6 protein-coding genes are annotated in these 11,763 nt (G+C 45.6%); 3 read left to right on the forward strand and 3 right to left on the reverse strand.

All coding sequences use genetic code 11. The annotated features are described in order from the left end of the window. Positions 1-14: 14 nt before the first annotated feature. Positions 15-872: a hypothetical protein gene (locus AC1VYS_RS19200; RefSeq protein WP_482911032.1), complete on the reverse strand. Its 858-nt coding sequence runs from the start codon at positions 870-872 to the stop codon at positions 15-17. Positions 873-1,069: 197 nt separating this feature from the next. Further along, entirely contained in the window at positions 1,070-3,046 is a 1,977-nt protein-coding gene (locus AC1VYS_RS19205; RefSeq protein ID WP_482911033.1) for a sensor domain-containing diguanylate cyclase, read from the reverse strand. A gap of 464 nt (positions 3,047-3,510) precedes the next feature. On the opposite strand from AC1VYS_RS19205, the gene rpsD reads away from it, so the two are divergent. From rpsD to AC1VYS_RS19220, 3 genes are all read left to right on the forward strand, one after another. Next, complete coding sequence (rpsD, locus tag AC1VYS_RS19210; RefSeq protein WP_090923666.1) at positions 3,511-4,110, forward strand: 30S ribosomal protein S4; 600 nt, start codon at positions 3,511-3,513, stop codon at positions 4,108-4,110. 201 nt (positions 4,111-4,311) lie between these two features. Next, positions 4,312-6,417 (forward strand): methyl-accepting chemotaxis protein, encoded by a 2,106-nt coding sequence (locus AC1VYS_RS19215; RefSeq protein ID WP_482911034.1) that lies wholly within the window; start codon positions 4,312-4,314, stop codon positions 6,415-6,417. 253 nt (positions 6,418-6,670) lie between these two features. Continuing rightward, positions 6,671-9,775 (forward strand): transglycosylase domain-containing protein, encoded by a 3,105-nt coding sequence (locus AC1VYS_RS19220; RefSeq protein WP_482911035.1) that lies wholly within the window; start codon positions 6,671-6,673, stop codon positions 9,773-9,775. 116 nt (positions 9,776-9,891) lie between these two features. Here the strand turns inward: AC1VYS_RS19220 and acsA are convergent, their stop codons facing one another. Beyond that, entirely contained in the window at positions 9,892-11,616 is a 1,725-nt protein-coding gene (gene acsA / locus AC1VYS_RS19225) for an acetate--CoA ligase (RefSeq protein WP_482911036.1), read from the reverse strand. Between the last annotated feature and the right edge of the window lie 147 nt (positions 11,617-11,763).

Genomic DNA, 11,763 nt, shown 5'->3' on the forward strand with positions numbered 1-11,763 from the left:
GTCACAGGTTTTGTTTATTGATATGATTTAAAGTTTACATCGGTTACCAAAGCCTCCACATTACTCCGATTGCTATTATCCCTGTACTTCACCTGACTTTCAGAGGACAGCCGCACCGGCAAGCTGGTTTTACGATCAACAGTCAGATGATAAACCGTGTGTACCTCAGCCTTTTGGATTAACTGTTGCATCGTATCCTTTCCCTGCTGCCACACTTTTTGCAAATTCTGCTCCAGTTCTTTCTTGTCTGCACCTTTGACTTGACTCGCCTTATGCATATACTCCTCACGAATGGAATCCATTTCATCCGTCAGTTGACTTGCCGCCCAGGATTTTGCTTCCTCTGGCGCAAGCTCAATCCGCAGTATTTGTATCTGACGTCCCGATCCATATTCGGATTGAATCGTTTTTTTCATACCATCGATCTTCTCCAATTGCGCAATAGGATTGAAACGGGACAACGACCCGCGCAAAGGCTCATGCTCTGCTGTCAAAGCAGTCCACTGACCTTTATTTCGTTCAAATGAGGCACTGAAGCCGCTCGGTTGACCATTATTTTTCACCGCATTCAGACTGATTCCTGAACCCGCTGCAGTCACGGCACCTGGTAATCGGGTCTGCAATGTCAGCCTGTCATGATCCTCCAGCTTGCCTTCAAATTTAAATTGGTTTTCAAACATGCCGTTATTCTCTCGTCTTAAACCGGCCTGGCCCTCGAATGTTAAGGTCTCTTTCCCCGCTATACCCGATAATGCCAGAGAAAATATTTCTTCCGGCGTTCGATCATGCTGGAGCATTCCGCATCCTGGAACCATGGTTAGCACGAGGCACAAAATTAGCAAAAAGGTAAACGTAGACCGACGGTTCAGCATATCCATTCCACCTTTCAGTCATTTCTCCATAGATTGCCCACACACTATGCGCTTATACTTCATTCTTTATGGACCTGACGAGTAGCCTGGACTTTTATCTCATGTATCGCCCCTCCAATTTCAGGCCTCAAAAAAAAAGAGAAACGACTCCGCAACCGGAATGTTTCTCTCTTAACGTGTACCTTCCTATTACCATCCTAATCCTCTATGACGATTCGATTCCTGCCGCCGTTCTTTGCACTGTATAGGGCCATATCTGCACGATAAAACAGAGACTCCACACTTACCTTCTCATCCATCCAATTCCATTCAGCGATACCACTCGACGCCGTTACAGACGGCCGGGTCTCCGCCTCAACTCGGGTTCGGATCCGTTCCGCATAAACAAGAGCTTGGTGAATTCCAATCTGGGGCATGTAGATCGCCAGTTCTTCACCACCCCACCTTGCGCAGATATCCTCGGCTCGAACTGAACTTGTGACAATATCACTTACTTGTTTCAATACCTGATCCCCTGTCTGGTGACCAAAAGTATCATTCACCTGTTTAAACTGATCGATATCGACGACAATCAGTGAACCGCAGTAATCATGGGCCTGACGTTCATGAATAATATTATCCAAGTAATGCCTTACGTAAAGTCCAGTCAACATATCGAGATTAGCCATTCGGCGTACCTCGGCATGCAGAGTTGCATTGGTCAGAGCAAGACCGAGGTGAATCGATAACATTTGCAACAGTCTATAATTCTCGTAAGAGAAGAAATGCTCCCGCACATGAGCTAGCAAAATAGCGCTCTTCACCTGTCCGTCTACTCTGATCGGGGCTGCGATTAAAGACATAGCGCCCGTCAGTTCCATGAAACTGGAAGTTACCTTATCAAATTGCGTATAGTCAGATATAATTAACGGCTCTTCTGTCTGATACATATAACCCGCAATCCCGGAATCCACCGGGTATGTTCGATGTCGGATATCTTTTACATTGGTCGCCATCACCTCAAACCTGTTCGTACTGTCATTTAATTGCAAAATGCAGCAAAAATCGGCTTGAAATATGCTTTTTAGCTCCTGCTCGGAAAATTGATAAATCTCCATCAATTGCAGGCTTTTGTTAAGGCGTTGTGTCAAATCATTGATTACACGAAGTTCCTGAATCAACATATGGGATTGTTCATGAAGTTTTGCATTTTCAAAAGCTGTCCCTGCTGTGTCTGCCATCATAGCAATCAGTTGCAGATCGGAATCTTCCATCAATTCCTCATTCATTTCGATATGAAAAACTCCATATATACCCTGCTTGCCTTTGAGTGGCAAACCAACTTCAATGATCCGCTTGTCCGACTCGTCAGACCGGGAGACAATCAATCTGCCTTCCATAAATGAGCGAACACAGATATCTTCTCCACGTTCCTGAATAAGGAGTGGTTTAATACGAGGATTAAAACTTCTCTGATCCTGAGACATATAGAGCATAATGTGTGTAGAAGGATACAGATAATCCATACTGACAAATACCTCATCCAAAATCGCACCGACATCCATCTTGTCATGCATTCGCTGTACGATCTGAAAAAGAATGGATCTTCGGTGTTCCTCCCGGGCGGTTTGTTCGTGTGCATGCAGCAAGTCCGTCATAAATATGTATTCAAATCTTCGGTAAAAGCAGGTACGGTAATGCAAGGCCTCAGATCGAACCACAGCTTCTGACGTTTCGGATCGGTGAGATTCAAAGACTAGAGCAATGAACACAGCAAATATATCTTTATTGATTCTTGAAAACAGAGGCTCGGCAATCAGCAAATACTCTCCATGCTTGCTGATTCCTCTTTTTGACAAAGTCTGTTCCTTTTCGGCACACTCCAAAACCAGTGAACGTACATTGATATCGGAATCCGTATCATGGTCGAAGTTCTCTCCCATGCACTCACCTTCCGTATTCCATACACTGTATACAGCAATTGGTCTGTCCAGCACAGAATCTTTCTGGCTTGTCCAATCCTGGAAGGCTTGTCCTAATAAATTACTTAAATATGAAAAGTCAAAAGGTGTGATATCCATTTTCTGCATCCACAACGCATGATCATCATGAGATGAACGCACAGTAAACGATGTGGAATCGCCCGCACTTCGCGAATTCAGACTGGCAGGTAAACTTCTTAGATGTTCCAACATGTCAGGCGCTCCTTTGCACCGTTTTTGCATCCTGGGCGGATGCATTAATCTGCATCGATTATCGCAAATCTGCAAAATATTAGCGAAACCTTGGTACGTAACATTGTTTAAAGTTAAGATACCATCTATTTTACTCTGTTTGAAGCTTTTTTGCACTCATATTTCAGAAAATTGTCCCATTATTTTGGGCCTAATGACCTATCGACAAATTTAGACGTTTTTCTGACTTTATGTATTACTTGACTTTACTCCTTTCAGAATGTAGAATAAATTGTTGATGAAGACTACTAATACGGTCTTTAAATTTGGGCATTACCGGTTGTGTCACCCTCATTCTTTTTGTTGCTTTCAGGACAGCGGCTGAACTTTCCTGATCGTTCTATGCGAGGCCAAGCCCGCATCAACAAATTGGAGCGCAAACAGAGCCCTATATGAACTTTAACTAAAAAGGAGCTACTTTAAACATGGCACGTTACACTGGTCCTAAATTTAAATTAAGCCGTCGCCTCGGCATTTCCCTGAGCGGAACAGGCAAAGAATTGAAACGTCCTTTCCCTCCAGGTCAGCACGGAGCTAACCAACGCAGAAAAATGAGCAACTACGGTATGCAGTTGCAAGAAAAACAAAAATTGCGCCACATGTACGGTTTGGGTGAAAAACAATTCCGCACATTGTTCTCCAAAGCGCAAAAAATGCAAGGTATTGCCGGTGAGAACTTCATGTTCTTGCTTGAGTGCCGCCTTGACAACCTCGTTTACCGTCTTGGCTTTGCTAACTCCCGCGCTGGAGCGCGTCAATTGGTAGCACACGGTCACGTAACTGTAAACGGCAAAAAAGTCGATATCGCTTCTTACCAAGTAAGCACTGGCGATGTAATCGGCTTGCGTGAAAGAAGCCGCGGTCTGACTTCCGTTAAGGAAGCTTTGGAAAACCGTTCGCATCTTCCAGCATACGTTGAATACAACGATGCAGCTGTAGAAGGTAAATTCATCCGCTTGCCTGAGCGTGCTGAATTGTCCCAAGACATCGATGAAAAACAAATCGTCGAGTTCTACAACCGTTAATCGTTGGATCACAACAAAAAAACAGCTGTTCGAGATTTTCTCGGCAGCTGTTTTTTTGTTGTTGTTTTTCTTTTCTTCCTAAATCCCTTCATTATTTGCCCCTACATAACGATAATATGATAAGTCCCTTTTGGGATGCAGAAAGAAATAACAAGCAAATAAATAAGTATCATTAGAAAGACATCAGAGGGGGGTCTGCACATGCAATTTATACGAAACAGCAAGCTCGCCGTGAAACTGGGATTATTACTCGGGCTTGTGCTCCTGTGCTCCATCGGCGCATTAATTGCCTTCAACACCAAAGCGATCTACGATAAAAGCCTGCAATATGGTGAAACTGTTGCGGAACGATCGGCCAATGTGGCTACGAGCGAATTCATGACAGACATCAACCAGGTAAATAACACGTTGGACAGCTTAAGCACAACCTTGCTGGATGCTTCAAAAAGCGGATCGCTGAATCGTGAAGATATCGTCCGTCTTTTGGAGGAGTATTTAAAGAAAGACGAGAAGGTTTTTGGGTTCTATACTGGATGGGAACCTAATGCCTTTGATGGCAAGGACGCCGAACATGTCAATAAAGATAAATATGACGATACTACTGGCCGCTTTATTCCTTATGTAATCCGAGACGGTAACACATTGCATTTTGAGCCTCTCACCACTTACGAAGGCAATAGCGAGACCAGTAAATATTATCAGCAGCCAAAAGCAACCAAAACGATTTATTGGTCCGAGCCCACCACATATAAAGTCGCCGGTAAAGAAACATTGCTCGTTTCCATCGTTATGCCTTTGCTTGACGAAAACAATACCTTCCTAGGCATTGTCGGGGCCGATTTTACCATTGATCGATTCCAGCAAAATATCGCATCACTGAATCCCGATCAGGGTTATGCCATGCTGATTACAAGTGAGGGGCACATTGCGGCTCACGGCTCTAAACCGGAACTAACCAAAGAAAATGCTGAAATTCCCCCCAATACCCAAACGCTTATTCAGCGTGTGCAGTCTAATGAGACTGGCTTCTATGCTACGATCGATAGTAACAAACCCGAATTATTTATTGCCGCACCGGCTAAGCTTCAAGGCTCGAATTCGAACTGGTATCTGGTATCCGTCTTACCTCAAGACGTGATACTCCAGCCTTTTTACGATAGCTTAAAATGGTCTGTACTCATTGCTATATTAGCGGTACTTCTGCTCGCAGGAGTAGTCACATTCACGATTATTTCCATTGTAAAACAGCTGAACAGAGTAAATGTTGTAGCCGGCCAACTTGCCGAAGGCGATCTAACTCAGACGTTACCTGTAAAATCGAAGGATGAATTCGGAGTCATGGCCACTCACATGAATGAAATGATGAATACATTGCGCCATACGATCTCCGTTATATCTGAACATGCCTTATCTGTAGGCTCGACTTCGCAGCAATTAACAGCCGGCGCAGAGGATACAAGCAAAGCCGCTGAACAGATGGCGCTCACGGGACTGGAAGTTGCGAATAAGGCAGAGAAGCAGGTGCAGGAGTTACAACTCTCCTCTCGTTCAATGAATGAAATCACAGCAGGTATTGGAAGAATAGCAGAAGCCGCTGCTGAAGTAAGCCAAGCATCCAGATCTGTGACCGAACGGACTTCATCAGGTACAGACAAGATGCAGGCTGCTATGGTTATGGTTGACCTTGCGAATTCATCTGTTCAATCATCCATGACTGCTCTGGAGCATTTTCAACAACGCTCAGAAGAAATTGGACGTATTACAAGTATGATTACCGAAGTAAGCCGCCAAACCAACCTTCTCGCCCTTAATGCTTCTATAGAAGCTTCCCGAGCAGGTGAACATGGTCGTGGATTCGGTGTGGTAGCTGCCGAAATTCGCAATTTGGCAGAACAGTCACGACAATCGGCTGCCGACATTGCAGTCCTGATTGAGTCGGTACAACAAGAGGTTCATGCTATCGTGGCAAATATGGAAAAAGGAAGTGCTGAAGTGATTCACATTGCAGATGTGATGAACGAAAGCAGTGAGTTATTCTTATCCATCTCTTCACAGATTACCGATGTGAACGAGCAGATCGAGCAAGTCTCTACGATTGCCAAACAGATGTTAGGTGAGTCGCAACAGGTCGATTCATCACTCGAGCAGCTCAAATCCATTGGTCATGAAACAGCAAATCATGCAAACCATGTTGCATCAGCGTCTGAGAAGCAGCTCGCATCTATGGAGGAAATCACTGCCGCTTCTGCTTCGCTGGCACACCTGACCCAAGAACTGCTGGAGCTGATCCAGCGTTTCAAAACGTAATGTAACAAAATCGTTTATTTTACCATATAGAACCTTTTTAATAGCTCTTTTAGCTATAGAGGCTGCCCTGTTTACATGCTGAGGCAGTCTTTTTCCTTTCTTTTTCAACTCATGAAATGTCCTCCGATATCACATGCTATATATCATAATCCATGCCAGATTGGCAAATTTCGACCATTACTTGTATTTCTCAGGCATGCAAACGGGTCTTTTTATGCTATAATTAGTGCTGTTAAAAGGAGGAAGACACTGAATGGTTGATGTTACTAAGAAAAAGCCTGAAGATCCGCCTGTACGCAAGCGTAGCTTTGCACGCAGACTAGGTAGCTTCGTTATGTGGATGGTTGTCCTTGGGTTTATGGGCGTACTATTCGTTGGCGGTGCTTTAATGGGTTACGTCAGTTCGATCGTCAAAGACGAACCTGTCCGGTCAAGGGCCCTGATTGAACAAAAAGTCAGCGAAAACTCCATCACAGGCTTTGCTTACTTTTCTGACGGCAGTCCGATTGGTCAACTTCGCACGGAAGAAGACAGACGTCCGGTCACCTATGACCAGATCCCCAAAAAGGTTATTGATGCCGTGATTTCGATTGAAGACAATCATTTTTACGAACATAAAGGTGTAGACATGAGCGGAACACTGCGTGCCGTGAAACAAAAAGTGCTGAAAGAATCGGTACAAACAGGCGGCAGTACGCTTACGCAGCAATTAGCTAGACGCGTATTTTTGAATCTGGATCGTACGGAAGATCGTAAAGTAAAAGAAATTTTACTTTCCCTTCGACTGGAACGTTTTCTGACCAAAGACGAGATTATGACCGCTTATCTGAACAAGGTTCCTTTCGGCAATGGCTCTAGCGGATACAACGTCTATGGAATCAAAGCAGCGGCCAAGGGATTGTTTAATATCAATGATCTCGAAAAAATCAACATAGCTCAAGCCGCTTATCTGGTTGGATTACCCCAGTCGCCCTCTTCCTACTCCGCCTTTAATGGTAAGGGCGATTTTGTAGAGGATAAATTTGATCGCGCCATCAATCGTCAAAAACTGGTTCTGCGTCGTATGCTGGAACTTGGAAAAATTACGCAATCGGAATACAACAATGCACTTGCCTTTGATATCAAAAGCTCGCTTGCTCCGAAAACCGTTAAAGCCTATAACACTTATCCATACCTTATGATGGAAACGGAACGTCAAGCAGCACAGATTATCATGCAGCAACTGAGCGAGGACAAAACAAAAGAAAAAGGCAAAAGCACAGATGCAGCAGCTCTACCGAAGGAAAACAGTGCATTGCTGGAAGAAGCTCAGTCACAGCTTCGCACTGGCGGATATCGCATCTATACAACGATTAACAAAAACATCTACAAAACGATGCGCACCATTGCTGAAGATAACAGTAACTTTTCAGCAGATGACCCCGTCAAAGGAAAAGAGCAGACGGCAGCGATACTGATCAATCACAAAACAGGAGCAATCCTCGGCATGATTGAAGGACGAAGTTTTCAGGATGAGCAGATGAACTATGCAACTCAGATGATCCGTCAGCCGGGTTCAACAATGAAACCTATTGCCGCTTATCTGCCAGCTCTGGAGGAAGGTCTTATTCAACCCGCCTCCATCATTGACGATTCGCCAATTATCCTGAAAAACGGTCCCAGTGGATATCATATCGCGAAGAATGCGAATAACCGCTATCAGGGTCTGGTAACGGCTCGCCGGGCATTGAATTATTCACTAAACATACCGGCCTTGAAACTTTTCAATGAAGAAGTTGGCATCGACAAAGCCTGGACTTTTGCGAAAAAACTTGGTATTACGACGATTCAAAAGCAGGATTATCAAGCACAGACAGGTGTTCTCGGTGGACTTCAATATGGTGTAACCGTGGAAGAACTGACAAGCGCTTACGGTGCGATTGCCAATAAAGGTGTATATAATGATTCCTACATGATCAGTAAAATTGTTGATTCCAAAGGCAATATTGTATACAAACACGATAGTGAACCCGTACAGGCTTTCTCGGAGCAGACAGCCTATCTGATGACCGATATGCTGCGTACTGTTATAACCGAGGGTACCGCTGATAAAGTACGAGAAAACTACAAGTACAGATCAAGTGTACCGATTGTTGGTAAAACAGGTTCGACCCAAAACTACGCTGATGTCTGGTTTGAAGGATACACGCCAGATGTTACGCTAGGTGTATGGGTTGGTTATAAACAGCCTATAAATACACTGGAAAACAAATCACAGCGTAAACGCGCTCAACAACTTTGGGCAAAAATTATGAATGAAGTAATAGAAACCAAGAAGGACCTGTTTGTGACCAACTCATTCAAAAAACCTTCTGGTATCGAAACTCGGACGGTGTCCGCATATAGTGGCAAGTTGCCAACATCCTTGACCGATAAATTTGTTACTGACATTTTCAACAGCAAATTTATACCGAAGGAAAGCGATGATGGTGTCGCTAAAGCAAAATATATTACGTACAACGGCGTAAACTACATTCCGCGTGATGAAACACCCGCGGATATGTTAAAAGAAAAAACCGTTGTCAAACGCAAGAAACCGATCTCGGATCTCATCAAAGAATTGCAAAATGCATTTAAACGTATGAGTCGTCACGAGTCTCTTGCATACTACTTGCCTGAAGATGCTGGTGCTGATCTGCCAACGGAGGTTGATCCACGTACGGATAACGGCAAAGCACCGGATGCACCTGGCAATGTTCGCATCTCCATCTCAGGAGAACGTGCTTCCATTACATTTAATGCGACACCTGAAAGTGATGTAGTCGGATATCGTCTCTATCGTTCAGTCGGTGGCGCCGGGTTCCAGAATCAAGGTCAAGTCGTGCTCTCAGGTGAGTCCAGATCCTTCTCAGCTTATGCAACAGCAAGTAGTAACATCGCATTTTATGTCACTGCTGTTGACGTTGCAGGCAAGGAATCCGCGCCAAGTGCAATTGTAAGCAGCGCTGGTGCCGCTGGGCCAGATACGGAAGTGAAAGAGCCTATTGAGGTACCTGGTACGATAGTAACCCCTGGAGAGGCCGTCAGTGACAACAGTGCACCGACGACGGCTCCAAGCACACCAAGCCAAGTGAGTGTCTCTACACTCTCAAAGGGACTTCGAATTCAGTGGGCGCCTAACCCGGAAGCTGACGGCGTGCAGAGCTATGCTGTCTTCTATAGCGAGACAGGTTCGGAACCTTTCACCAAGCTTGGTACCACATCAGGTACAAGTATGGTTTATGGTGTACCGGCATCAACCAGTGGTTGGTTCAAAGTATCAGCGATCAACAGTGTGGGAGAATCCGCTCCCTCCGCAGCGATACACTATGAGCCTTAATCCGGTAACATCCGATGTCATAACATGAATACTAAATGAAGAAGCCGCATGTTCAGTGTGAATACACTGGCATGCGGCTTTGCTTATTACTCTTCCATTTCCAATGCTCGTAATACTCAATCCTCTATGGTGGATAAGTCACCTGTAGGCAAATCAAGCTCCCACGCCTTCAACACACGTCGCATAATTTTGCCTGATCGTGTCTTCGGTAGCTTCTCCTTGAATTCAATCTCACGCGGTGCTGCATGAGCCGACAAGCCTTCTTTGACAAACCGATAGATCTCTTCCTTCAGTTCAGGTGTGGCCTCATACCCCTCACGAAGCGCGACAAAGGCTTTGATGATCTCCCCCCGTGTCACATCAGGTTTCCCGATCACGCCAGCTTCAGCAACCGCGGGGTGCTCTACCAGCTTGCTCTCCACTTCAAACGGCCCGATCCGCTCACCTGAAGAGTTGATGACATCATCAATTCGTCCCTGAAACCAGAAATAACCGTCCTCATCCATGTAGGCCGAATCCCCTGATACATACCAGCCTGTCAGTCTGAAATATTCCTCATACTTGGCTGGATTGTTCCAGATCTTCGCCATCATCGACGGCCAAGGGGTACGAATGGCCAGGTTGCCCATGCTGTACGGCGGCAGCTCCTGCCCACGATCATCAATGATAGCTGCTTCTACACCGGGCAGAGGACGCCCCATGGAACCCGGCTTAATCGGCATCCCCGGATAGTTACAGATTAACTGTGCCCCCGTTTCCGTCATCCACCACGTATCATGAATCCGTTGACCGTAAGCCTTCCAGCCCCAACGTACCACCTCCGGATTTAACGGCTCGCCTACCGACATCACATGACGCAAACTGCTCAGATCATGCTGGGCAATCGTCTCGTCCCCTGCGCCCATCAGCATACGGAATGCCGTAGGAGCACTATACCATACGCTCACCTTGTTTTTCTCAATCGTGCTGTACCAGTCCTGTGGACTGAAACGACCGCCACGGATCACATTGGTTACCCCATTCAGCCATGGGGCGAAAATTCCGTACGAAGTGCCTGTTACCCAGCCGGGATCAGCAGTGCACCAGTATACGTCGTTTTCGCGCAGGTCGAGCACTACCTTGCCTGTATAATAATGTTGAATCATGGCATTCTGAACGTGATACACCCCTTTGGGTTTCCCGGTAGAGCCAGATGTATAATGAATTAACAGTCCGTCCTCACGTGTCAGCCATTCAACCTCCATATCATCCGAAGCCGCAGACATCTCTGCATCAAAATCAATCAATCCGGCTTCCGTCTGTGGACCGCCGCCGACAATAAAAATATGCTTCAACTCAGGCAGTTCCGAGCGTTTGATGCGTCCCAGAAGCTCCGGTGTTGTCACAAGTGCTACCGCACCACTGTCATCCAGCCGATCCTTTACTGCCGTTTCCATAAAAGCCTCAAATAAAGGACCCGCGATAGCGCCCACTTTCAAAATGCCCAGCAAACTGAAATACAGTTCAGGACTTCGTGGCATAAAAATAAATACACGATCTCCTTTGGCTACGCCATATTTACGCAGAACATTACCAAAACGACTCGACTGCTCACTTAGATCCGCGAAGGTGTAAGCTTCCTCACGAGAAGCATCGCTGTAGAGCAAAGCCGTCTTCCCGCCTCTTCCTTCCAGGACATGGCGATCAATCGCCTCATGTGCCATATTCACTTTTCCGCTGGCGTGCCACGTAAAGTGCCTTTCTACCGTTTCCCAATCAAACCGGCTTCTTGCTTCCGTATAATCGCCCAGATTCGATTCAGACACCACCGTTTGCAGCATCTCATTATGTGCTTGACTCATGCTTGCCAGCCTCCTTCAACTCGACATTTCGATTCCCTTCAGGGTTCATTCGTGTTGCCTTTGTGTTGACTGAACTTCCAGTTAGCGCTTACATTAGTAGAGAGAACTTCTCATCATGTACTTGCTTGACCCAAACGATGCACTCAA

This window comes from Paenibacillus sp. G34 (assembly GCF_056856875.1).